Below are 23,388 nucleotides of genomic sequence, written 5' to 3'. Positions count from 1 at the left end.
TAAGGGAAGGGATAAGAATGAGTGTCAGATTAATATTTATAGGGTTAATGGTATTTCTGGGATTTTGGTATATTGCTATATTGATTTGGTTGATGGGAAGGCTTAACAAAAATTCCGAGTACGGTATAAGCGGAGAGAAAAAATCTCAAAGCGGTACTGGTAAAATAAAAATCAGCGACTTGTTTTTTCATATTTTGGTTATAGCTATTGTACTGTTAACAGTAATAAAGCTTATGAGTTATGTCGGACCGGCTTTTGCGTCCCTTGGAGGTATGATTGTAGCTATACCTGTCAGAGCACTTATAAATGCAAGCGGACGTAAGACTAATGTTATACTTACTCTTTCAGGTTTGGCTTTACTATTTGTTTATTTATGCTTTTGGTATATTCTTATAGGCGTGCCGGTAAAGCCCCCTGTAATGACTATTGGAAATATGAAAGTAACAATGAGTAAAACAAGTGTTTCAGACCTCTTGGATAAAGGCTTTGACATATATGTAATGAATGATGAGAATACATATGAATACAGTGAAATGCTGACAAGCGGCTCGTATACCAAATATGACGAAAATCAGGATATTACCGTAGAAAAGGGATATAGAAGTACCGGAGAGACCTTAAGGGGAGCGCCATATTTATTGGCGAAAGATAGTACACTTATAGGTGCGATAGATTTGTATGGAAGCCTTAATAAAGATGTGGATATAAAGGATGCCAAGGTCGTGAATTTCTATATGGATAAGGACTGTAAAGATGCACTTAAAAGTTCGAATATAGATGTTAAGCTTGGTGATTTGAGTCTGTTGGGTACTTTTTATACAGATGATTTAAGAAAGCTTTTTAAAAAGAAACTTTGGATGATACCGGATGAATCTGAGCCTACAGATTCGGTATATGGAATATCATGGCGTACCAACAGTGATTCTATATTCTGGAATGAGTATTATGCCTATATACGAATTGATGAAAATAAGAATATGAGGGCTTTTATAATATCAACAAGCGTTGCAAAGGATAAGCATTAAAGGACAACTTAATAATTGCGTTTTTTTACTATTTAGGATATATTATTGTAAGTAAAATTATTTTATCAAGTATAGGAGATACAGATGGAATTAAAGCAGGAGCTTATAATTGTTTTGGACTTTGGAGGTCAGTACAATCAATTAGTTGCAAGAAGAGTAAGAGAGAACAATGTATATTGTGAGATTTACTCATATAAAACCCCTTTAGAAGATATCAAGAAGAAAAATCCGAAGGGAATCATACTTACAGGAGGACCGGACAGTTGCTATCTGCCTGATTCGGCCACATATTCAAAGGAGCTTTTTGAACTTGGGGTTCCTGTACTTGGACTATGCTACGGTGCACAGCTTATGCAGCATCTGCTTAGCGGAAAGGTAGAAAAGGCAAGCGTAAGAGAATACGGTAAAATAAAGCTTACAGTTGATAAGGCTGACAGTGCATTGTTTGAGAATGTGCCTAAGGAAAGCATTGTATGGATGAGCCATACAGACTATATAAGTAAAATTGGTGAAGGATTTGAGATTACATCACATAGTGATGACTGTCCTGTAGCTTCATATGAGAATACAGCAAAGAATCTATATGGAATTCAGTTCCACCCTGAAGTTTTACATTCGGAATATGGCTCTGTAATGCTTGGAAACTTTATAAAGAATGTCTGCAAATGTGAATGTAACTGGAAAATGGATGCCTTTGTGGAAAACAGTATAAAGGCAATCAAAGAAAAGGTCGGCAACGGTAAGGTACTTTGTGCACTTTCAGGCGGTGTTGACTCATCAGTTGCTGCGGTAATGCTCAGCAAGGCGGTAGGTGAAAACCTTACTTGTGTATTTGTAGACCATGGACTTCTTAGAAAGAATGAAGGCGATGAAGTTGAGGCTGTATTCGGACCGAACGGCAATTATAAGCTGAACTTCATCAGAGTAAATGCAGCGGAAAGATTCTATTCAAAACTTGCTGGTGTAAGCGAGCCTGAAAAGAAGCGTAAGATAATAGGTGAGGAATTTATCAGAGTCTTTGAAGAAGAGGCTAAAAAAATAGGTAAGGTAGATTTCTTGGTACAGGGAACAATTTACCCTGATGTTGTAGAATCGGGACTTGGTGGAGAGAGTGTAGTAATCAAGTCACATCACAATGTAGGAGGACTTCCTGACTATGTTGATTTCAAGGAAATCATAGAGCCGCTTAGAGATCTTTTCAAGGATGAGGTAAGAAAGGTGGGACTTGAGCTTGGTATACCGAAGCATCTTGTATTTCGTCAACCGTTCCCGGGACCGGGTCTCGGAATCAGAATTATCGGTGAAGTTACAGCCGAGAAGGTAAAGATAGTTCAGGATGCAGACGCTATATACCGTGAGGAGATAGATAAGGCAGGACTTTCACAGGAAATCAACCAGTACTTTGCAGCTCTTACAAATATGAGAAGCGTAGGAGTAATGGGCGATTACAGAACTTATGACTATGCTATAGCACTTCGTGCAGTTAAGACAATAGACTTTATGACAGCAGAGGCTGCAAGACTCCCTTGGGAAGTACTTGAAAAGGTGACCAACAGGATTATCAATGAGGTAGACCATGTAAACAGGGTACTTTATGATATAACAAGTAAGCCACCGGGGACTATTGAGTTGGAGTAATGGTAATTATTATTGTAATATAAGTATATATTAGAGTTGAGTAATTATACTGAATAGAAGTATATTTATTTTATTTATACAATAAATAAGCGATTTTAAGCAAATATGGAGGGTAATATTGGCATTAAGTAGGATTTTAGAAGGTTGTTTAAAGGATTTTACTAAAAAGTATAGTTTAGAAAATCTAGGAACTACAAAACAATTTGAGTATTTGATAAATTATTTATTGATATCAAAATTTCATCCAGATGCATTTTCAGATAGAGGTGATTTGGATGTGGTAGTGATTGATGATAAAGGGCAGTTTGGCTTAGATGCAATTGCATTTGTTGTAAATGGCAATTTGGTATTGAGTAGTGATGATATAAAGACATATTCAAAATCAAAGAAATTAGATGTTGATATTATTTTTATACAATCGAAAACTAGCGAGGAATATGATAGCGGAGATCTATTAAAAACAATCACAGCCTCAAAGTTTTTTTTGAATGACTTTGATAAAATTTCTGAGAAAAATGAGAATATAATGAATGCTAAACAAATATATGATGAATTGTTCGAGTATGATAATTATAAACTTTGTACTAGCGGATCTCCTAAGTGCCATATTTATTATGTTACAGCAGGTAATGATGACAAGCCTGAAATAATAAATAGTATTTGTGAGGATGTAGAGAAAAAAAATGATTTAGGCAATAGTGATATTAAAAATATTGAGATCAAAGTTTTGGGAAGAGAGTATATACTGACGTCATATCGTGAAATAACAAATAGTGTAAAGGCACGTATCAATCTTAAAAATTGTATTACTTTAGAAAAGATTGAAGGTGTTAAAGAAGCCTACTTAGGATATTTGTCTGGTGAGGATTACTTAAATATTATTTGTGATTTAGATGGAGGTATCCGGAGGAGGATATTTTATGATAATGTTAGAGATTATCAAGGAGTTAGTAATCGTGTCAACGCAGAAATAAGAGAAACCATTAGTAGTAAAGAGCATAGAGATAAATTTATACTTTTAAATAATGGAGTTACTATAATAACAAAATCTGTGAGTTCTTTAGGTGCAAATCAATACGAACTATCAGATTTTCAGATTGTTAATGGGTGCCAAACTAGTAATGAAATATTTAATTGTAGATATAATGCAAAAGATATATTTGTTCCTGTTAAAATAATTTATACTATTGAACCAGAGATTATTGCTAGCATTGTTAAGGCAACTAATAGACAGAGTCCAGTTCCAGATGAAGCATTTATAGCATTAGGTGAATATCATAAAGAGCTACAGCTTATATTTTCTGAGTACTCAAGGGATATGCCATTAGAAATGTTTTATGAGCGTAGAGCTGGAGAAAGTCATGATATAAAGGATATGAAAGGAAAATATCAAGTAGTAACATTACATGGACTAATTAGAGCAGTCGAAAGTGTGTATTTTCAGAAACCATACTTTGTATATAAAAATAATCCGGCAAATATACTAAAAATAGATAATAAAAAAATATTTGATAAAAATCACAAATATGAGATATATTATATTGGTGCATATTTGTTTGTAAAATTTGTTAATATGCAACAAGATGATATGTTTGAAAGTAAAGATTATAAAATTAGATTCTATATAATTATGGTTGTTAGATGTTTGTTAATAGGAGATGTAGATGTTCCTAGTTTTGAAAGTAAAAAAATGAAAACAGAGTGCCAAAACATAGTAGACAAACTAAAAAATGATTGTGATAAATATTTTATAGAGGCAAAAGATATTGTATATAAAACATTAGAAGAATATATGAGAAATAAGCATAGTAGTATACAAGAAACTTTAAAAAGCGATAAGTTTTGTGAACAGTTGATAGAATATTTGCGAATAGTACTAAAAAATGATGAGTCTAAATTATTAAATCAATCTAAATAATAATATCAGCATCTTTATTTATGGATTACAAGAGTACTAAAAAGTATTTGGTCTCATGTCAAGATTTAGTATAAATTAAAATGAGAGGTTCTACCGACTAAGATGTCGGTAGAACTGTTGTGGTCAAGCATTTTTGTAACATGATGACCTAATTTGCTGCTATAGGGTAATTAAGCCCCATAGCGTGCCTCAAAGGGCGTTCTATAATTATTGTAAGAATGTGGTCTCACATGATTATATTGAGTATATGCAAATTTTTCTATAGCGAGACTATGAATAAAAGTCTGTAAATAAGAATCTTCTATTGATAATAAAGGATGAAAATCTTTCTGATGGGACTTTCATCCTTGTTTCATATATAACAGTTAAAATAGTATAAAACAAGGCACATAACTTTAAGACTTATAATCTTTCAGATATGTGCTTTTTCTGTGCTTATTTATATCGAAAGAAACTTTTGCTCTGATACCACCTCTGTAGAACCTTACATTATTTTATTCAAAGGGAATACAATCTTTTCATACTGTCGGGATAGTTCACTTTCCAATACTTCTTTTGTAATTTCTTTATTCTTATAGTTTGATTTCCTTTCCTTACAATTGTCAAGTATATCGGAAAAAATAGATGTAACTATTGACATTACATCCACATAGTGATAATATAAGTTCACAAGATGAAACAATAAAGGTTACATCAATACAATAAATCAAATTCAGGAGGAAATTATCATGACAAACAAAGAGAAAGCATTGGCACTTATTAGCACATTTGCATCAGGAGATACAATGAAGGCAAGGGAACTTCTTGCAGAGGGTTACATTCAGCATAATCTTGCTTATGGAACAGGAAGAGATGCTTTTGTAGGAGCAGTTGAATATCTTACATCGGCACCGGTTAAAACAACTGTTAATAATGTTCGTGCATTTGAAGATGGCGATAAGGTATTCTTACAGACGGTATATAATTTTGCAGGAGCAGGAGAGCAGGTAGCGTTTGATATTTTCAGATTTGACTCAGAAGGAAAGATTGCAGAACACTGGGACAATTTGGCTACAAAAACGGAACCTAATCCGTCAGGACATACACAGGTTGACGGCAACTTAGAGAAGAAAGATGTGGATAAGGAAGAGACAAGAAAGGTTGTAGAGGGATTTGTAGGAGATGTCCTTCGTGGAGAAAATCCTGATAGGCTTACTTCATACTTTGATGAAGATAATTATATTCAGCACAATACAGCAATTGCTGACGGACTTTCAGGGCTTGGTGCTGCACTTGAAGCGTTGGCAAAACAGGGAATACAGATGATATATAATAAGACTTATTTTGTACTGGCTGATGGAGATTATGCACTTGCAGTAAGTGAAGGAACATTTGGGGGTGTAGCAACATCCTTCTATGATTTGTTCCGTGTGGAAAATGGGAAAATTGCAGAACACTGGGATGTTATGGAAACCATAGCTGACAAAAAGACTTGGAAAAATCAAAATGGAAAGTTCTAATGTAACAATTGATAATACAACATAAAGAGTGTAGAATGACAGCAGGAGGAAATTACTATGCAAATATCGAGCAGATTTACAGTAGCCTTGCATATTTTCACCTGTGTGGATACTTTTGGTAATGAGTATAAAATTACAAGTGATTTTCTTGCAGGAAGTATAAATACAAATCCTGTTATCATTTGAAAAATTCTCTCACAGCTCAAAAATGCAGGACTAATTATGGTAGCAAGGGGTACAGGAGGAGTAGAGATAACAAGACCTTTGAATGAGATAACATTTTATGATGTATATGAAGCGATTGATCCGGTAGAAAATGGGGATTTGTTCAGTTTTCATGCCGGTCCTAATCCTCAGTGTCCCGTAGGTCGAAATATTCATGTGTTATTGGATGATAAGCTGAAAGCCGTTCAACTTGCTATGGAAAATGAGATGAAGAAATATACTTTAGATGATCTAAAGAGTGGAATGAAAGAGCTTTTGGCAAAAGAGATTTAAGACTCCGGATGAAAACGGAGTTTTTTAGGAGAAATTATGATGGAAGCGAAGAATTATTTGAAATATATAGTAGATGAAATTCATACAGTCATAGTTGCTACTGTAGATAGTGAAGGTCTTCCGGTTACAGCGGCTATTGATATGATGGATGCAGATGATTCAAGTTTATATTTTTTGACCGCAAAAGGTAAGAACTTATATGATAGATTATCGGACAAGAAATTTCTTGCATTTACAGCTATGAAAGGCGAGGACACAATGTCACGAGTGGCGGTATCTGTAAGAGGAAAAGTTAAGGAACTTGGATATGAAAAAATTTCTGATTTATTTGAAAAGAATCAATATATGTATCAAATATATCCAACTGCTGAATCAAGAAAAGCCCTGACAGTATTTCAAATTTATGAAGGTACAGGAGAATGGTTTGACTTATCTAAAAAACCGATAGAGAGAGCAAATTTTTCTTTTGGAGTTAAAACAGATGAAATGAAAGGTTATTTTATTACGGATGATTGTATCGGATGTGGTAAGTGTGTGGAAGTTTGTCCACAAAATTGCATTAACCAAGAGACCATACCCTATGTAATTGAGAATAAGCATTGTCTGCATTGTGGTAACTGCTTAACGGTTTGTTCGGTTGGTGCAGTGGATAGAGTGTAAAAATGGAGAAAAAATTTTTATCGGTTATAACGATACTATGAGGTTTCTTTTGCATTATGAATAAAGGTATATTCAGGGGATGTTATGTCTTTAAGTGCAGATGCCTTACTATAGATACCGAATGGAGCATGAGGAGATTCTTCCCAAGCAAAAACTTTCAAATCCGGGTGCTCAATAATCTCATGTTCAGGAATATAGGCATAGCCAAAGCCTGCTAAAATAAGCCCATAAGTTTCATTTGAATCAGAGCAAATTGCATTATCTACATTATCATTTACAGGAAGAATACGGTGTCCTCTTGAAAAAAAGTTTTTCAGGAGATAAGGAGGTATTGAAATGATTTGATTCATATCCCATAAATCCTCTGTTGTAACAGAAGTTTTACCGGAGTCTTTTAATACTTTAGCTAAGGGGAGATCATTTTTCATTACAACAAAAAAATATTCATCACGCAAATGTGTGAAAGTTATATCTGCATCTTTAAATTTCGCATCCTTCATACCGATAATGAGGTCAAGCTGATTGTTTATCAGATGGCTTAAGTTGGCATCTGTCTGATTATGTCTAAATTCAGGAATAACATTTGGATGAGATAACAGTACAGACTTAAGAATTTGACTGATAATATTTATAGTATGAGGATCCATATATCCAATTCTAAGTGAGCGACTTGCTTTTCTTTGAAAGCTTTTTATACGATCCACAGAATGATAATATGTGTCAATCATGATATTGGCATCTGACAAAAAGGCGGCACCTACATTAGTCAAAGTTACCGACCTTGTAGTTCTATTAAAGAGTTTACATTCAAGTTCATTTTCAAGAGCTTGAATCTGTTTTGTGACAGCCGGCTGTGTCAGTCCCAGTGTCTCTGATGTCTTCATGTAATTTAGTGTATTGGCAAGACTGATAAAACATTCTAATTGATCTATATTCATTGGCTAAACCTCTATTTATATTTATTCCTATTAGTTATAAATAATAACATATATTCATTTCACAGAGAAGTATTTTATTGTTAATATTATATTGCAAAACAAAAAGGCATTGCAGCAAAGCTGCAGAAAGGAAATGAAAATGTCATTAAAAAATTTATTTGGATGGAATGAAAAGGAAGTAAAAGCACAGTCAGCATGTGGAGCATCTGACAATAAGACAGAAGCACCTGTAGCATGCGGAGCGGCCGATAAGCCGGAAGAAGCACCTGCAGCATGTGGAGCAGCCGATAAGCCTTCAGCGTGTGGAACAGCATGCGGAGCTTCTGACAAGTAAGTATCAGCAACAGTAAAGGGATGGAGGAGAAATCATGAAGCCATATTTTTCATTTCAGTGGCATATAACAGATGAATGTGATCAAAGATGTAAGCACTGCTATATTTTTTCAGGAGGCAATTATAATTGTCTAAAGTCTATGTCATGGCAGGAAATGCAAGATACATTTAATAATTGTTTGGACTTTTGTGAGACATATGGTCGTACACCTTATTTTTACTTAACAGGCGGTGATCCGATTCTCCATCCTGATTTTTGGAAACTTTTAGGACTTTTTAGAGAAAATAATGTCAAGTTTACAATTATGGGAAACCCTTTCCATCTAAACGATGATGTATGTAAGAAGTTGAAAGAGTATGGATGTGAAAAATATCAGATGTCTATTGATGGTATTAGAGAAACTCATGATTGGTTTAGAAAGCCCGGATCCTATGATTGTACACTTGAGAAAATAGGAAGTCTTAACAGGGCAGGTATTCGAAGTGTTATTATGACTACAGTTTCTAAAACAAATCGTAATGAGGTTCCCGGTATTATAGATGCTGTTGTAAATACAGGTGTTAATATTTTCTCATTCTCAAGATATGTTCCAAGTGGTGGAGATTTGGATGCATCTATGACTGCACAAGAGTATAGGGAAAGCCTGTCAGATATTGACGCTAAATTTAAATATTATGAGGCTCAAGACTGTAAGACATATTTTAATCGTAAAGATCATTTGTGGACGCTACATCAGTATGAGACCGGAGAATTTAAAATTCCTGAGTATGCACAGGAGGGAATGATTTACAACGGATGTAATTGTGGAAACTGCCATATTACAATTTTACCGACAGGTGATATATATGCTTGCCGACGAGTTGCACAAAGCAAGGTTGGTAATGTGTTTAAGGATCGTTTGGCAAAGGTATGGGTCAGTTCGCTGGATAACTATCGAGAATATGATAATTTCAGTAAATGCAGTAAATGTGAGCTTCTTGCATGGTGTAGGGGATGTCCTGCTGTAGCAAAGGGTACAAGCGGCTCATTTTATGCGGCAGATCCTCAGTGTTGGAAAGAAAAGAATGATTTGACCGGAGAAATATTGTAAGACAATGAAATCGAAAAAAAAGACAACAAATACAATGAGCTATTTACAGTCACTTGATTATGAAGATGGTATCGGTACAGTTACTTCACTATTGAAGTACTGGCCTATGCAATATGTAACAACACTTGGTCTGGACGGTAAACCCAAAATCAGACCGCTTGAATATAAATTCGAGGAGGATGGAGTTTTGTATTTTGATACAGTAGACTTTTATACCTCATATAAGGAGATGCAGGCGTATCCATATATTACACTTTGCATTGGAGATCAGGAAACAATGAGTTACTTGACAGTAACAGGAAAAGTAAATTTTATATATGATGAGGACATCATAAACAAATGTTTTGAAAATAGTGAGGTCCTCACATCACAGTTTGGAAATAACAGATCCCATGTTATTGCATACTATCTGACTGAATGTAAGTCTGATTTTGCAACATTTGTAAAAGAACTTGGAAATCATCACTGGGATCTTTCTAATAAATTTGATTAGGTATATGTGCAAATATGAGAGCAGTTATAATTGATAAGCCTACAAAGGCAGAGGATATATTTCTTAAGGAGGTTCCAATACCGGAGGTTAAATCCGGATGGGTCCTTGTAAAGATAATGGCTTTCGGTCTGAATCATTCTGAACAGATTCTTAGGGAATATGAAATAGAAAGAGATTATATAAAAAAGCCTGTTATTCCGGGAATTGAATGTGTCGGACTTATTGAGGATCCTTCAGATTCCGGATTGCCAAAAGGACAGAAAGTAGCTTCCCTTATGGGTGGAATGGGAAGAAGCTTTGATGGAAGTTATGCAGAATATGCACTACTTCCTATCAGTCATGTATTTCCTATAGAAACAAGACTTAGTTGGGAAGAGATGGCAGCAGTGCCGGAGACATATTATACAGCATGGGGATCACTGTTTGAGGGACTAAGGCTGGAGCCCGGCGATAAACTTTTGGTTAGAGGCGGTAGCTGTGCACTTGGGTATGTGTCAATTCAGATTGCCAAAGCATTGGGTTGCAAGGCTGTAGCGACAACACATAGGTCATCAAAACTTCAACTTCTAAAAGATGTAGGTGCTGATGAGCGTATTCTTGATAAAGGTGATTTGTCGGATGGCAGTATAAGAAATAAGGTAAGTGGAGTGACAAAAGTACTTGAGCTGATTGGTGGTCGCACTGTAGTTGACAGCTTAAGTTGTCTTACAAATGGTGGAATTGTATGTCAGACGGGAGTGCTCGGCGGGTTTGCAATAACTGAATTCTATCCTATCACACAGATACCGAACGGGGCATATTTGACAGGATTTCATTCGAATTATCCGACTGCAAAAGATCTGAAAGATATATTTGCATTTATAGATAATCAAGATCTAAAGCCACTTATCGGTAACATTTACAAATTTGAAAATATCAGAGAAGCTCTGATTGATTTGGATAATCATAGGACAAATGGTAAAATTGTTATTGTAGTTTGATGATATAACAATTAGCTCAAAATCACCTTCCTGTAAACAGATGGAGACCTTCGGTTCTATGTCTTTGCTGCAATCTATGTAATCTAAATATATCATTCCATTGCCACCTGATATTGTATCGGCAATAATAACACCCACATTTCTTGGGTACTCCCATTCATCAAACCACATATTTTTATTGGGTTTACCACCGTTTTGTGTTTTCATAAGTTCTATATATGATTTCGTCTGTCGGATATAGAGTTAATTTCAAAACTAAGCCGATATCCACGCAAAAGGGATAAACCCAAGTATCCGGTGTGACTTCTAAGGGTAGTTCCAACTCACAATAAATTTTTAAATAGATTAATTCAAGCTCTTTTTCAGTTCTTCTAAAAATAATTCGGCTGTCTTTGATAATATGGATTTGCTTGGCCATATTATCTTCATAGGAGATGAGATATGTGGGGAAATTTCTTTGAAAATTAAATCGCTTTCTGAACTTGTATCTATCAATTTATCAAGGCAAAAAGCATATCCTAATCCCTCTTTAACAAAAATACTTGCATTATAAAGAAGGTCGTATGTGCCTACTATGTTAAGAGTTGATTGTATGTTTTTTAGTTCATTCGGCATTTCATCAGAAAAACCCTGTCTTGAAATAATAATAGGTATTTTTGAAATATCATTTATAGTTATATTTGTTTTATTGGACAATTTGCTATCTTTACGCATTAAAATGCCCCATTTGTCCATATAAGGTAAGTTTAGTGAATTAAATGAGGAGGTATCAAGACTCTGTACCGTTACAGCAAAATCTAAAAGTCCTCCATTTAACTGTTTGGTAACTTTTTCAAAATTACCGCTGTATAGATGAAATTTGATATTGGAATATTTATCGCTTAGTGATTTAACGGCTTTTGCAACTATAGTTATTCCATAAGACTCGGCACAGCCTATGTGTAAATCACCACCGTTAAAATTATTCATAGACTTAAATTCATTTTCTGTTTTATTAACTATGTTTAGTATATCTACCGCTCTTTTGTAAAGAAGTTCACCTTCAGAAGTAAGTTTCACACTGTAGTTGGAGCGGATAAACAGTTTTTGCCCCAGCTCATCTTCTAAATCTTTAAGTTGTTTTGAGAGAGTAGGTTGTGTTACATGCAATCTTTTTGCCGCTTTTGTCATGCTGTTTTGGTTAGCTGTTTCTACGAAATAGTTCAATACTCGAATTTCCATACTTACCTCCTAAAAAGTTTAATACATTATAACACAATTATAAATAAAAGGAATATCTAAATATAAGATATAGATATTTGATGTTTTTAAAACGGAGATTTATAATACAGTTGTTGACGGTGTTTCGGCAAAATTATAAAAGGATTGAAAAACAATAGGAGGATAATCAAATGATGACAACAGAAAAATTAGATTTAATAAATGTATGGGATAAGAAATTTGATAAAAGAGAGGAAGTAAATCATAGAAAAATAACATTTATAAACCGTTATGGAATAACTCTTGCGGCTGATTTATATGAGCCTAAAAATCATACAGGGAAACTTCCGGCTATAGCCGTAAGCGGACCCTTCGGTGCGGTAAAGGAACAGTCATCAGGATTATATGCACAGGAAATGGCAAGGAGAGGATTTCTGACTATTGCATTTGATCCTTCATTTACAGGAGAAAGTGGTGGAATCCCAAGATATATGGCTTCACCGGATATTAACACGGAAGATTTTCAAGCGGCGGTTGACTTTTTAAGTAATTATGAAAAAGTGGACCCGGATAAAATAGGTATTATCGGAATTTGCGGTTGGGGCGGTATGGCAATTAATGCGGCAGCGATAGATACCAGAATTAAAGTAACGGTAGCTTCTACCATGTATGATATGACCAGAGTTGCGGCAAAAGGGTATTTTGATTCACAGGACAGTGAAGAAGCAAGATATGAAGCAAGAAAAAGATTTAATGAGCAAAGAACAAAGGACTATCAGACAGGAACCTATGAAAGGGCAGGTGGAGTAGTTGATCCGCTTCCTGAGGATGCTCCTCAGTTTGTGAAAGACTACTATGCCTATTACAAGACAGAGAGAGGCTACCATAGCAGATCTCTTAATTCAAATGACGGATGGAATGTGGTAGGAACCATGTCATTTCTTAACCAACCTATTTTGAAGTATAGCAATGAAATTCGCAGTGCAGTGCTTATAGTTCATGGAGATAAGGCACATAGCTACTACTTTGGTAAAGAAGCCTATGAAAACATGATAAAAGACAGCAAGTATACAGATAATAAAGAGTTCCTTTCGATTGAAGGAGCCTCACATACAGACCTCTACGATAATATGGAGGTGATTCCTTTTGATAAAATACATAAATTCTTTAAAGAGAATATGTAATCAGGTGATTCATAGAAAGTAATAACATAGATCAGTATTCTATTTTGAATTTAACAATGCCCGACACACACTCTTATAATGTTTGTCGGGTTATTTGATTTTTAGTGAGAAACTACTTAAAATCCTCAAACATTGTCTATTCCCCATTTTTCCAAACTTGAATTAACTTATCAACTTATATTATAATCATGTTTAGTAATTAAAGTAACTATTAATAAAGATAAATCCTATAGGGGGAGGTCTTAGTGATTTGGATTTAAAACAAAGTGCATTTATACTTGATGAAATTGAACAGTATCTTTGTATAAATAAATTTCTTAATCATGATAAGTCGGTTAAGTATTTTAATAAGCGTATAGTATCAAACGAGTTTGAAATAAATCCACAAAATATGGTTTTGGTTATGATAGAAAGCTTACTTTGCAGTAAGAGTTAAGTATAAAATTATAGTAAGTTAGGAGAGTAAATGTATTTAGGTAATCGGAAATTTTTGAAGGATTCTTTGGAAGTGGCACATGAGTATCTTAAAACGGCTATGCAGGATGAAAAATCTGCGGTTATACTTGAGAGCAGAGAACTTTATAATCAGGCAGCGTACTTTTATGTGCAGGCTATGGAAAAACAAATTAAAGCCAAAATTGCTCAGATTGTGGATGTGACAAATGCTTATTATAAGGAAATGATAAAAAAGACTATAGGGCATTCACTTGATAAGTCAATTGAGATACTGGTTCAGATATACGGCAAGGGCAATACTATGGTTGAAGAAAGGTTGAGAGAACAGCTGCTTATAAAGGTGCTGAAAGATATCAAGTTTTCGGCACTCAACAATAAAACCAGATATCCGGATTTTGATGAGAATAAGAAAAAGTATGCTTTGATAGAGATGGGCAAAATAGATTGTGTTGAGCTTGCAAAAATGCTAAAAGCACTTAAGCAATATTTAACGGACTTGGAAAGATATACTGATTTATAGGAACGGAATAATTATGGGTGGTAAAAAATATGTGTGATTATTGTTCAGATATTAAAAAGATAGAATACTTTTCCACGCCCAAACTATATGAAGAAACCATAGAGTATATTAAAGAATTGGTTGAAAACAGGGGTTTTATAGTAGTTGAAGGAAGTTGCAAATTAGGGGAACATATAAAAGACGGGTATTGGATTGATGATATTATTTACCATGTTATAAAATGTCCGAAATGCGGGAAGAGATTTACCTGCACTGTAAATACCTATAGAGGTGGCGGGTCTTTTAAATAAAGGAGGAATTATGAGTTTTTTATTTGTGGCACTTGGAGGAGCTCTGGGAGCAATGGCAAGATATGCGATAAGTCTTATACCGGTTAAAACAGGATTTCCGATACTTACACTTATTACAAATATAGCAGGTGCAATATTGATCGGTTTTATTGTCGGGTTTACAAGTAACAAAGACAATATATCGGGTAATACCGTGCTGTTTTGGAAGACGGGTGTATGTGGTGGATTCACTACATTTTCAACATTTTCACTTGAAGCGTTTAACTTGCTTGATAATAAGCAATATACATTAGGCGGATTATATATTGTATTAAGTGTTGTATGCTGTATATTAGGCATATTATGTGGAAAGAAGCTGGCTGCGGTGGTAAAGTTATAAGTAATGAAGTCTTGAAAAATTGTCATAAGGGAGAACCTGTATATTTGACTAAGAATGGCAGAGGAGGTTTTGTAGTTATGGATATTGAAGATTATGAGCGTGATCATGCAGAGAAAAAGCTTTTGATGAAGTTGCAGGAGGCTGAAGAGGTTGTAAAAGATGGTGAAGGTTGGTTGAATTTGGATGAATTGAAAGCACCGGTGGAGGAGTAAGATATGCTGTTGGATGCAGAAAGATATGCAAGTGTTATCGAATACGGTAAGGACGCAGTAACTAAAATCAACGAAGGCAATTTAAAAGAGGGATTTGAAAGTGCAGATAAAGGCTGGAGTGCATTCCCGGAGTCCGGAGCCAAGTGGAATCAGGGCTATGGGTATGCCAAATCTTTCTTTAATAAAGCTGTTGAAAATAATGATTTGGTAAATGCCAAAATATGGCTTGACAGAATGACTGAAAATAATGATAATCTACATAATTTTGATGAAGAATTGGAGCATATGAAGGGAAAGTATGCATATGAAAGCGGTGAGCTTGATAAGGCCTTTGAAATATGGCAGAAACTTGTAAAGATAAAGGCTGTAAGTTACAGATACTTTGAATATGACGATCCTAAGTATAAGGAATTTTATAAGTCAAGGAAATAAAAGAAAGCATAATAATAAAATTGCCCAAAATATCGGATTTTTGATTCGATTTGAGGGCTTTTTATTTTACACAATGTATAATAAGTATGTTATAATGTACCCACAAGTAAGATATTTACTGTATATAGTCATGGAGGTTTTATATGTACTATACAATTACATTGAATCCGGCTATTGATATGCTTACAAAGGTTGAAAATTTTGAACTTGGTAAGCTCAACAGGACCGGTGAGTCAAAATATGTCGTGGGAGGCAAGGGAATAAACATTTCTCTTTTGTTAAAAAATATCGGTAAAAAGAGCAAAGCACTTGGCTTTATTGCCGGATTTACAGGGTATTACATCAAAGAGGAATTAAGGAAGCAACAAATAGATTCAGACTTTGTTGAAACGGACGGGTTTACAAGAATCAATATAAAGCTTACTACAGAAACCGAGACGGAGATAAATTCACAAAGCAGCAGTGTAAATAAGAAAAATATAGATGATTTCTTTAAGACTTTAGACGGACTTTCAAGTGAGGACTGTGTATTTTTATCGGGAAACATTATACCGGGAATGGAAGCTGACGACTTTGTAAATATAGCAAAGAAAGTAAGAGAAAAAGGCGCCAAGCTCATAGTTGACAGTAATAAGGATATGGTACTGAATACGCTTAAATATAAACCTTTTGTAGTAAAGCCTAACGAGTTTGAACTTGGAGAGATGTTTGGTGTAAAGATAGATACTGTTGAAGATATTGCAAAGTATGCAAGAAAGCTTCAGGAAATGGGCGCTTTAAATGTATTGGTTTCAAGAGGAAGCAAGGGAGCAATACTCTTTACAGGGGAAGGTGAGGTTTTCAGTGCAAATATTGCAAAGGGAAAGGTGGTTTCCACAATAGCTGCAGGTGACAGTATGCTTGCGATGTTTGTAGCAAAGTATGATGAGACCAAAGACTATAAGCTGAGCTTACAGTATGCATCGGCGGCAGGAGGGGCGACATCATTTTCCGCAGGTGTAGGAAAAAAAGAGCTTATTGATGAATTATTGGTACAAATAAAAGTAGATAAATGTAATCTGTAAAGGAGGTTATATGACTTTAACAGAGTTGATTAGATTTGATTTGATTCAGTTCGGGTTCAAAGCCACAGATAAAAAGGATGCTTTGAACAAACTGACCGATATGCTTGTGGAAAAGAAGGTTATCACTACAAAGGATGAGTTTTTAAATGCTCTTTTGGAGAGGGAAAAGCTCTCAACAACCGGTGTAGGAGACGGGATAGCCATACCGCATGCCAAGGCAAGTTGCTTTGATAAAGCAATGATTATATATGCAAAAAGTGATGAAGGTGTGGAGTGGGAGAGTTTTGACTCTCAGCCTGCAAAACATATATTTATGATCTGTGCTCCTGCAAACGGAGCGGACGAGCATCTTAAGGCGCTGTCCACACTTTCTACGGCACTTATGAATCCTGATGTGAAGGGCAGACTTGACAAAGCTACCACAAAGGAAGAGGTACAAAGTATATTTGAGGACTTTGTAAAATCGACTGAGGAGCCAAAAAAAGAGCCTGAAGAAGAAAGCACCAAGTCTGATGAGAAAAGAAAATATATTGTAGCCGTTACAGCCTGTCCTACAGGTATTGCGCATACATTTATGGCTGCCGAGAAGATAAAGGAAGCCGCAAAAGAGATGGGACTTGATGTAAAAGTTGAGACCAACGGACAGATCGGCGTTGAAAACAAGCTTACAAAGGAAGATATTGACAGGGCCGAGGGTATTATAGTAGCGGCTGATAAAAAGGTCGAGATTGCAAGATTTGACGGACATCCTACACTGTTTACAAAGGTTGCCGACGGCATCAATAAGCCTAAGGAACTTATACAGACTATACTTGACGGCAAGGCAAGCATATATCATCATAAGGGCGATGAGGTCAGCAACGAAGGAGATGACGGCGAGAGCGTAGGAAGAAAAATCTATAAGTACTTGATGGACGGTGTCAGCAATATGCTTCCGTTTGTAGTGGCAGGCGGAATACTTATAGCTTTGTCATTTTTCTGGGGAATCAATTCATTTAATCCTGAAGACCCGAGTTATAATAAGTTTGCCGAGCTTTTGTTTGTACTCGGTAAGTTGTCATTCAGTATGATGCTGCCTATACTTGCAGGTTTCATAGGAAGAAGTATTGCGGACAGACCGGGATTTATTGTAGGTATGGTAGGAGGTATACTTGCAGACCCCAGTATACTAGGTCTAAAGAGTGAGGCTTGGTTAAGCTACACACCTTCAGGTTTTTTAGGAGCACTGGTAGCCGGATTCTTGGCAGGAGGCATTATAATCGTACTCAGATATGCATTCTCGTGGGTTCCACGTTCAATGGACGGTATCAAGCCGATATTTTTATTCCCTGTACTCGGCTCATTTATAATGGGAGTGTTGATGTTGTTCGTAGTGAATGCACCTATGGCGTTTATTATGACGGCATTCCAAAAATTTATTGAAAGTATGAGCGGCGGTGAAAAGGTTGTATTAGGATTTATAGTAGGCTCCATGATGGCTATAGATATGGGAGGCCCTATAAATAAGGCGGCATATGTCACGGGAACGGCTCTTGTTACTACATCAGGTACGGCCGGTAGTGATGTAATGGCGGCTGTTATGGTGGGAGGTATGGTACCTCCGCTTGCAATCGCACTTTCCGCTACAATTTCAAAGAAGCTTTGGTCACAGGCACAGAGAGGAAGCGCTTTTGTAAACTATGTTATGGGATTTTCATTTATAACGGAAGGGGCAATACCTTTTGCGGCAAGTAATCCTTTAAGAGTAATACCGCCACTGTTTGTATCAAGCGGTGTGGCAGGTGCTTTGAGCATGGTATTTGATTGTAAATCAAGAGCACCTCACGGCGGAATGTTTGCAGTATTGGTAGGAGCCGTTTCAAATCCGATTATGTATATAATCGCACTGATTGTAGGTATGGTTATGGGTGCACTTCTTTTGATGCTGTCACTGAATCTTGGAAAAAAGAAAGAAAACTAGAATTTACAGGCTTATGGGTTTTACCATAGGCCTTTTTGCGTTAAAATTGTATTCAGTAAGAATTATTCTATGATATAATTATTTGAAAGACTTATATAGTTTGAAACAGAATGGAGATAAGATGGAATTTAGAGCGATGAGAAGATTTAAACAGCAACTTTCAGAAGATGAGTGCGTTGAAATATTGAAGAGTGCACCAAGAGGAGTTATAGCTATGAACGGTGAGAACGGATATCCGTATGCTGTTACTATAAATCAATATTTTGATGAGACTGACGGTAAAATATACTTTCACGGTGCACTTCAGGGGCTGAAGGTCGACCTTTTGGAAAAAGATAATAAGGTATGTTTTACAACTACAGATGAAGGTCATATAGAAGAGGGAGATTGGGCAAATACCTTCAAAAGCGTGGTATGTCTTGGGCGTGTAGAGGAAGTGAACGATGTGGAAAAGATCTATGATCGCTTGAGAAGGCTTGCAAAGGGATTTTATCCAAGCGAAGAATCCATTGAAAAGGAAATTGAAAAAGCAGGCAGCAGAGTAAAAATGTATGTGATAAATATTGATCATATTACGGGTAAACTGGTACATGAAAAGTAGGGAGCCTTTATGTGGTTTGTTTTTGCACTTTTTTCAGCGATATTTGCAGCACTCTCATCAATACTTGCAAAGGTAGGTATTGACGGGGTAAACTCAAATCTTGCAACGGCAATAAGAACGGTTGTTGTGGTTTTTATGGCATGGATATTGGTTTTTATAACAAAGACTGAGAGCAATATATTTGATATAGGTAAAAAGAGTTGGATATTTCTTATATTATCAGGGCTCTCTACAGGTGCTTCATGGCTTTGCTATTATAGAGCGTTGCAGATAGGAGATGCGTCAAAAGTAGTACCTGTTGATAAACTCAGTGTAATTATAACTCTTGTACTTGCATTCATTTTTTTGCGTGAAGGTTTTACCTTTAAGTCACTTATTGGTTGTATACTTATAGGAGTCGGCACATTGATAATGGTGCTTTGATGTTTTGTAAGATATGAGTATGAATTAAATTTTGGAACCGGCGGAGAATACATATGACAAAAAAGCGACTTATATGTGTATTGTTGTTTATAATTTCGACTGCAATAAGTATATACAGTTACTTGCTGTTGGCTAATCAGACTCAAATATTAGAATATATAGAAGAGTCGGCCACAAAAGAATTATTTATTGAGCATTTTTTGCTTTTTATAGGCTTTTATCTGATTTTCAGAGTTGTAAAAAGTAAAAGTATAATTGTTTTTACGGTAAGCTTTATATCAGGAACGTATTTGTATCTGCATCAGGCCGCCACGGCTTTGATTATAGTCTTTATATATGTTAAGGCACTGATATGGCTTGGAGATATATTATTACTGTTTATAAGAAAAAAATATAAAGAGGAGAGCAATATAACAAGGATGCTAAACAGCTTTGTTATCGGCAGTCTTTTTTATATTATTTCTGTTTGCATAATGTCGGCCTTACATATAGCGTCAATAGAAGTGCTGAGAGTATATACACTTTTGCTTGTAGCGCTCACTATAGTATTATATCTTTGGCTTAGAATTTTTAAAGTTATAGAGGTGAAGTCCGATTCCATATTTGAATATGAAGAATTTGTAAAGCTTAAGGATAAAAATTATTTCTGTGTAGGCACTGCAATAATGCTTTCGGCTTTGCTTTTGCAACTTGGCAGAATTAACATTGCACTTGACTATGACTCATTAAGATACGGACTCAGGAGCTTGTCCGTACTTATCGGAAATACCGGAATCTATGACAAGCTCGGCACTGTAAATGATGTATATGTGTACCCTAAGGGCCTTGAAATTCTTACACTGGCTTTGAATAATAAAATTACTTTCGGATTTGTACTCAGCTTTAATTATATTTGTGCAATATTGATGCTTATATGTGTATATGAGATAATATCGGTATGCACTGAAAGTATAAATAAGGCATGGCTTGGAGTTGTACTTGTATCAGTGACACCTGCTGTTATGAATATGAGCATATCTGCAAAGACGGATATGATAACATTGCTTATGCAGCTTGTTTCGGTGCTGAATATTTGCCTTTATATCAAAAACAGGCGAAATTTGTATATCATATTCGCATTGACGGCATTGCTTGCAAGTATTATATATAAGCCCACAAGTTTTTTGTTCAGTTTCGGAATAGGAGCGGCAAATCTTATTTATTTATTTTTTGAGCATATACTTAATAAAAACAATCCTGAGAGAGTAAAGGATAAGAAAAGTTTTGATGTAAGATTTATATATCTGCTTGCATTTCCTTTGCTTGCCATAGTATTTGTATATGCAAGGACATATATGCTTACAGGACATATTATTACCTCTGTGTATTCATCTGTCTGGTATAAACTTGGAATAGAGACGAAATATCCTTATACAATCGGAATATATAAAAGCGGCGGTATGAATATGTCATCCGGAGAGAGTGTGGATATGATTTACAGATTGTTTCAGCTCTTTATAGCTCCGACTAAGGAAGCGCATATATATATTGCGTCGCCGACTGTACTTATAGCGGTATTGGCAGGTGTATCAATTATACTATCTGTAAGATTTTTGTTTAAGAAAAATAAAAATAAGGAGAAATTTGCATACATCGCTGTTTTATTGGCGGCGGATGCCTTGGTAAGTTTAATAAGCCTTTTTATATTGAATCAGATAGACGGCAATTATTTTATACTGCTTTTTACACTGATAATAACGGCAACCTGCTTTTTGGTTGAGAGAGATTCTCTAAAGTATCTCTTTAGAGGTCTGCTGCCTTGTATAGTTTTTGCATTCTTTATAACAGGTTTAACAAACTGGGCAGGAGTAAGAGGACTCAGTGAAACAATAAATGACGAAAGTACATTCGGAATCTACAATCATCATAATAAGTTTTTAGACAGAGACTTGAAAGAGAGAAAAGAATTTGCAGACGCATATGAGGATTTGAAGGAACTTGGCAATCCCAGAACGCTTTTATTATCAGATGACGATTCATTATCCGCTCTGGGACTTGATATCAGGACATATACGGATATTACGGGAAGCGGCGGAAATCCTGCGGTAGTAAAGACACTTGACCACTTCAAAAGATACCTTGACTATGCACAGATTAAGTATATCTGTGTGGATAAGGAGTATTTAAAAGACAGACAAAGGGCATCGGATGTGGTGAAATATATGTATGAAGATGGAAGTACAAAAATTTTTAAAAAATATGGTGATGCAGTGATATATAAAGTGGATGTGAAGCAGAACTAATCGGTAAATTTTAGGGAGAAGAGATATGATAAGAGGTTGGAAAGATAAGCTTGAAAAGTATGTAAATTTGAATGAAGATATCTGTGTGGATATGCAGATTTGCGGCAATGCGGAGTATGATTTTTGTTGTTTCGGAGTGGACCGGGAAGGGAAGCTTTCAGATGACAGATATATGGTGTTTTACAATCAAAGGCAAAGCCCTGAAGGTGAGTTATCATTAGAAGATATAGGGAACGGTGTTAGGTTTAAACTTAAGCTTTCAAAGTTGCCTGAAAAAATAAACAGACTTATTTTCACCCTAAGTATAGACGGTACTCAGACGGTGGGGGAGATGCAAAGCCTTACTACAAAGGTATATCAGGCAGGCAAAGAAAGTATAGATTTGGAGCTTACAGGAAAAGACTTCTCAAATGAAAGGGCTGTTATAGTTATAGAAATCTATCGCAAAGATACATGGAGAATCGGCTTTGTGGCAGGTGGATTTGACGGCGGGCTTTCAGCACTCTTGAAGCATTTCGGCGGGGAAGAGATAAAAGATGAAAATACTGATGATACTCCAAAAGAGACAAAGAAGCCTGAGGCTACAAACACCGGTTCTGAAAGTATCACAGTCAAAAAAGTATCGCTTGAAAAGAAACTGGAAAAAGCTCCTCATCTTGTGAGCCTTGTAAAGCCGCTTGTATTTGAGCTGAAGAAAAAGAATCTTGAAACCACAGTTGCAAGAGTAGGGCTTGTCTTGGATATATCGGGATCTATGAGTCAACGCTTTAAAAACGGAACTGTGCAGGAAATAGTGAATAAGACATTGCCTTTAGCGGTACAGTTTGATGATGACGGTGAGCTTGATTTTTGGTACTACGGCACTACAGCCAGAAGAATGAAGAGTGTAAATCTTGACAACTACATGGAGGCGGTTCCGGCTGATTGGAAGCGTCTGATGATGGAGCTTGGCGGAAGGAATAATGAGCCGACAGTACTTAAAATGGTGGTAGATGCCTATAAAAACACAAAGATACCTGCGTATGTGCTGTTTATTACAGACGGAGGAGTCAACCATAAGAAAGAAATACAAAATATTATTACGGAGGCTTCACATCTGCCTATCTTTTGGCAATTTGTAGGAGTCGGCGGACAAAACTACGGCATACTTGAAAAGTTGGATACTATGACCGGAAGATATGTTGACAATGCCGGTTTCTTTGCGCTGGATGATTTCAAGAAAGTATCAAATGAAGAGCTTTATTCAAGACTTCTGGAGGAATTTCCGAAGTGGCTTGAGGACATAAGGAAAAAGGGAATGATTTAGATTATG

The 23,388-nt window shown here is 35.8% G+C and carries 24 protein-coding genes and 1 pseudogene; 23 read left to right on the top strand and 2 right to left on the bottom strand.

Annotation, left to right across the window (positions count from 1 at the left end):
- The first annotated feature begins 17 nt into the window (after positions 1–17).
- The 6 genes and pseudogenes from ACO6FI_RS03095 to ACO6FI_RS03070 all read left to right on the top strand — a co-directional run bounded on the left by ACO6FI_RS03095 (position 18) and on the right by ACO6FI_RS03070 (position 7,238).
- Positions 18–1,025: a hypothetical protein gene (locus ACO6FI_RS03095; RefSeq protein ID WP_485456061.1), complete on the top strand. Its 1,008-nt coding sequence runs from the start codon at positions 18–20 to the stop codon at positions 1,023–1,025.
- A gap of 84 nt (positions 1,026–1,109) precedes the next feature.
- Positions 1,110–2,663: a glutamine-hydrolyzing GMP synthase gene (gene guaA, locus ACO6FI_RS03090; protein WP_485456060.1), complete on the top strand. Its 1,554-nt coding sequence runs from the start codon at positions 1,110–1,112 to the stop codon at positions 2,661–2,663.
- 118 nt (positions 2,664–2,781) lie between these two features.
- A complete protein-coding gene (locus tag ACO6FI_RS03085; RefSeq protein ID WP_485456059.1) occupies positions 2,782–4,581 on the top strand; it encodes an AIPR family protein in 1,800 nt (599 codons plus the stop codon).
- Between the two features lie 728 nt (positions 4,582–5,309).
- Positions 5,310–6,080: a nuclear transport factor 2 family protein gene (locus tag ACO6FI_RS03080; RefSeq protein ID WP_485456058.1), complete on the top strand. Its 771-nt coding sequence runs from the start codon at positions 5,310–5,312 to the stop codon at positions 6,078–6,080.
- A gap of 57 nt (positions 6,081–6,137) precedes the next feature.
- Positions 6,138–6,578: pseudogene (locus ACO6FI_RS03075) on the top strand (Rrf2 family transcriptional regulator).
- Between the two features lie 39 nt (positions 6,579–6,617).
- Positions 6,618–7,238 (top strand): DUF362 domain-containing protein, encoded by a 621-nt coding sequence (locus ACO6FI_RS03070; protein WP_485456088.1) that lies wholly within the window; start codon positions 6,618–6,620, stop codon positions 7,236–7,238.
- A gap of 35 nt (positions 7,239–7,273) precedes the next feature.
- Here the strand turns inward: ACO6FI_RS03070 and ACO6FI_RS03065 are convergent, their stop codons facing one another.
- Positions 7,274–8,176: a LysR family transcriptional regulator gene (locus ACO6FI_RS03065; RefSeq protein WP_485456057.1), complete on the bottom strand. Its 903-nt coding sequence runs from the start codon at positions 8,174–8,176 to the stop codon at positions 7,274–7,276.
- Positions 8,177–8,315: 139 nt separating this feature from the next.
- On the opposite strand from ACO6FI_RS03065, the gene acgA reads away from it, so the two are divergent.
- From acgA to ACO6FI_RS03045, 4 genes are read left to right on the top strand one after another with little or no spacing between them, the layout of a single operon-like run.
- Positions 8,316–8,510, top strand: coding sequence for an ACGX-repeat peptide (gene acgA / locus ACO6FI_RS03060; RefSeq protein ID WP_485456056.1), 195 nt, complete (start codon positions 8,316–8,318; stop codon positions 8,508–8,510).
- A gap of 34 nt (positions 8,511–8,544) precedes the next feature.
- Entirely contained in the window at positions 8,545–9,600 is a 1,056-nt protein-coding gene (gene acgM, locus ACO6FI_RS03055; protein ID WP_485456055.1) for a radical SAM/SPASM domain protein, ACGX system, read from the top strand.
- A gap of 4 nt (positions 9,601–9,604) precedes the next feature.
- On the top strand, positions 9,605–10,093 hold the full coding sequence (locus ACO6FI_RS03050) for a pyridoxamine 5'-phosphate oxidase family protein (protein WP_485456054.1): 489 nt from the start codon (positions 9,605–9,607) through the stop codon (positions 10,091–10,093).
- 14 nt (positions 10,094–10,107) lie between these two features.
- On the top strand, positions 10,108–11,073 hold the full coding sequence (locus tag ACO6FI_RS03045) for a zinc-binding dehydrogenase (RefSeq protein WP_485456053.1): 966 nt from the start codon (positions 10,108–10,110) through the stop codon (positions 11,071–11,073).
- Between the two features lie 345 nt (positions 11,074–11,418).
- Here ACO6FI_RS03045 and ACO6FI_RS03040 read toward each other — a convergent pair whose 3' ends face one another.
- Positions 11,419–12,294, bottom strand: a complete 876-nt coding sequence (locus ACO6FI_RS03040; RefSeq protein ID WP_008753010.1) for a LysR family transcriptional regulator — start codon at positions 12,292–12,294, stop codon at positions 11,419–11,421.
- A gap of 170 nt (positions 12,295–12,464) precedes the next feature.
- Here ACO6FI_RS03040 and ACO6FI_RS03035 point away from each other — a divergent pair, with 170 nt between their 5' ends.
- From ACO6FI_RS03035 to ACO6FI_RS02975, 13 genes are all read left to right on the top strand, one after another.
- Positions 12,465–13,457 (top strand): alpha/beta hydrolase, encoded by a 993-nt coding sequence (locus ACO6FI_RS03035; protein WP_485456052.1) that lies wholly within the window; start codon positions 12,465–12,467, stop codon positions 13,455–13,457.
- Between the two features lie 250 nt (positions 13,458–13,707).
- Positions 13,708–13,893: a hypothetical protein gene (locus ACO6FI_RS03030; RefSeq protein WP_485456051.1), complete on the top strand. Its 186-nt coding sequence runs from the start codon at positions 13,708–13,710 to the stop codon at positions 13,891–13,893.
- 30 nt (positions 13,894–13,923) lie between these two features.
- On the top strand, positions 13,924–14,433 hold the full coding sequence (locus ACO6FI_RS03025; protein ID WP_008754208.1) for a HEPN domain-containing protein: 510 nt from the start codon (positions 13,924–13,926) through the stop codon (positions 14,431–14,433).
- A 29-nt stretch (positions 14,434–14,462) separates the two neighbouring features.
- A complete protein-coding gene (locus tag ACO6FI_RS03020) occupies positions 14,463–14,723 on the top strand; it encodes a hypothetical protein (RefSeq protein WP_008754205.1) in 261 nt (86 codons plus the stop codon).
- 10 nt (positions 14,724–14,733) lie between these two features.
- Complete coding sequence (gene crcB, locus ACO6FI_RS03015; RefSeq protein WP_485456050.1) at positions 14,734–15,102, top strand: fluoride efflux transporter CrcB; 369 nt, start codon at positions 14,734–14,736, stop codon at positions 15,100–15,102.
- Positions 15,066–15,314: a type II toxin-antitoxin system prevent-host-death family antitoxin gene (locus ACO6FI_RS03010; protein WP_485456049.1), complete on the top strand. Its 249-nt coding sequence runs from the start codon at positions 15,066–15,068 to the stop codon at positions 15,312–15,314. The genes crcB and ACO6FI_RS03010 overlap by 37 nt, the downstream gene beginning before the upstream one ends.
- Before the next feature lie 3 nt (positions 15,315–15,317).
- Positions 15,318–15,746, top strand: coding sequence for a hypothetical protein (locus ACO6FI_RS03005; protein ID WP_485456048.1), 429 nt, complete (start codon positions 15,318–15,320; stop codon positions 15,744–15,746).
- Between the two features lie 143 nt (positions 15,747–15,889).
- A complete protein-coding gene (gene pfkB, locus ACO6FI_RS03000) occupies positions 15,890–16,810 on the top strand; it encodes a 1-phosphofructokinase (protein WP_485456047.1) in 921 nt (306 codons plus the stop codon).
- Between the two features lie 10 nt (positions 16,811–16,820).
- Positions 16,821–18,770, top strand: a complete 1,950-nt coding sequence (locus ACO6FI_RS02995; RefSeq protein WP_485456046.1) for a PTS fructose transporter subunit IIABC — start codon at positions 16,821–16,823, stop codon at positions 18,768–18,770.
- Between the two features lie 121 nt (positions 18,771–18,891).
- The gene (locus tag ACO6FI_RS02990; RefSeq protein WP_485456045.1) at positions 18,892–19,371 is read left to right on the top strand and encodes a pyridoxamine 5'-phosphate oxidase family protein; all 480 of its coding nucleotides are present in this window, start codon (positions 18,892–18,894) and stop codon (positions 19,369–19,371) included.
- 9 nt (positions 19,372–19,380) lie between these two features.
- Positions 19,381–19,794, top strand: coding sequence for an EamA family transporter (locus ACO6FI_RS02985; protein WP_485456044.1), 414 nt, complete (start codon positions 19,381–19,383; stop codon positions 19,792–19,794).
- Positions 19,795–19,847: 53 nt separating this feature from the next.
- Positions 19,848–22,076: a beta-carotene 15,15'-monooxygenase gene (locus ACO6FI_RS02980; protein WP_485456043.1), complete on the top strand. Its 2,229-nt coding sequence runs from the start codon at positions 19,848–19,850 to the stop codon at positions 22,074–22,076.
- A gap of 25 nt (positions 22,077–22,101) precedes the next feature.
- Positions 22,102–23,382 (top strand): VWA domain-containing protein, encoded by a 1,281-nt coding sequence (locus ACO6FI_RS02975; RefSeq protein ID WP_485456042.1) that lies wholly within the window; start codon positions 22,102–22,104, stop codon positions 23,380–23,382.
- Positions 23,383–23,388: the final 6 nt, after the last annotated feature.

Source organism: Lachnoanaerobaculum sp. (assembly GCF_057250505.1).
The sequence above is the reverse complement of the archived record's forward strand: the minus strand, read 5'-3'. Positions and strand labels throughout refer to the sequence as shown.

What these genes read in the sequence shown, in the direction of transcription:
- ACO6FI_RS03045 (WP_485456053.1), top strand. Translation starts at nt 10,108, where the DNA reads ATGAGAGCAGTTATAATTGATAAGCCTACAAAGGCAGAGGATATATTT.
- ACO6FI_RS03070 (WP_485456088.1), top strand. Translation starts at nt 6,618, where the DNA reads ATGGAAGCGAAGAATTATTTGAAATATATAGTAGATGAAATTCATACA.
- ACO6FI_RS03050 (WP_485456054.1), top strand. Translation starts at nt 9,605, where the DNA reads ATGAAATCGAAAAAAAAGACAACAAATACAATGAGCTATTTACAGTCA.
- ACO6FI_RS02975 (WP_485456042.1), top strand. Translation starts at nt 22,102, where the DNA reads ATGATAAGAGGTTGGAAAGATAAGCTTGAAAAGTATGTAAATTTGAAT.
- ACO6FI_RS03005 (WP_485456048.1), top strand. Translation starts at nt 15,318, where the DNA reads ATGCTGTTGGATGCAGAAAGATATGCAAGTGTTATCGAATACGGTAAG.
- ACO6FI_RS03080 (WP_485456058.1), top strand. Translation starts at nt 5,310, where the DNA reads ATGACAAACAAAGAGAAAGCATTGGCACTTATTAGCACATTTGCATCA.
- ACO6FI_RS02980 (WP_485456043.1), top strand. Translation starts at nt 19,848, where the DNA reads ATGACAAAAAAGCGACTTATATGTGTATTGTTGTTTATAATTTCGACT.
- ACO6FI_RS03025 (WP_008754208.1), top strand. Translation starts at nt 13,924, where the DNA reads ATGTATTTAGGTAATCGGAAATTTTTGAAGGATTCTTTGGAAGTGGCA.
- ACO6FI_RS03010 (WP_485456049.1), top strand. Translation starts at nt 15,066, where the DNA reads ATGTGGAAAGAAGCTGGCTGCGGTGGTAAAGTTATAAGTAATGAAGTC.
- guaA (WP_485456060.1), top strand. Translation starts at nt 1,110, where the DNA reads ATGGAATTAAAGCAGGAGCTTATAATTGTTTTGGACTTTGGAGGTCAG.
- acgM (WP_485456055.1), top strand. Translation starts at nt 8,545, where the DNA reads ATGAAGCCATATTTTTCATTTCAGTGGCATATAACAGATGAATGTGAT.
- pfkB (WP_485456047.1), top strand. Translation starts at nt 15,890, where the DNA reads ATGTACTATACAATTACATTGAATCCGGCTATTGATATGCTTACAAAG.
- acgA (WP_485456056.1), top strand. Translation starts at nt 8,316, where the DNA reads ATGTCATTAAAAAATTTATTTGGATGGAATGAAAAGGAAGTAAAAGCA.
- ACO6FI_RS03040 (WP_008753010.1), bottom strand. Translation starts at nt 12,294, where the DNA reads ATGGAAATTCGAGTATTGAACTATTTCGTAGAAACAGCTAACCAAAAC.
- ACO6FI_RS03095 (WP_485456061.1), top strand. Translation starts at nt 18, where the DNA reads ATGAGTGTCAGATTAATATTTATAGGGTTAATGGTATTTCTGGGATTT.
- ACO6FI_RS02985 (WP_485456044.1), top strand. Translation starts at nt 19,381, where the DNA reads ATGTGGTTTGTTTTTGCACTTTTTTCAGCGATATTTGCAGCACTCTCA.
- ACO6FI_RS03065 (WP_485456057.1), bottom strand. Translation starts at nt 8,176, where the DNA reads ATGAATATAGATCAATTAGAATGTTTTATCAGTCTTGCCAATACACTA.
- ACO6FI_RS03035 (WP_485456052.1), top strand. Translation starts at nt 12,465, where the DNA reads ATGATGACAACAGAAAAATTAGATTTAATAAATGTATGGGATAAGAAA.
- ACO6FI_RS02995 (WP_485456046.1), top strand. Translation starts at nt 16,821, where the DNA reads ATGACTTTAACAGAGTTGATTAGATTTGATTTGATTCAGTTCGGGTTC.
- ACO6FI_RS03020 (WP_008754205.1), top strand. Translation starts at nt 14,463, where the DNA reads ATGTGTGATTATTGTTCAGATATTAAAAAGATAGAATACTTTTCCACG.
- crcB (WP_485456050.1), top strand. Translation starts at nt 14,734, where the DNA reads ATGAGTTTTTTATTTGTGGCACTTGGAGGAGCTCTGGGAGCAATGGCA.
- ACO6FI_RS02990 (WP_485456045.1), top strand. Translation starts at nt 18,892, where the DNA reads ATGGAATTTAGAGCGATGAGAAGATTTAAACAGCAACTTTCAGAAGAT.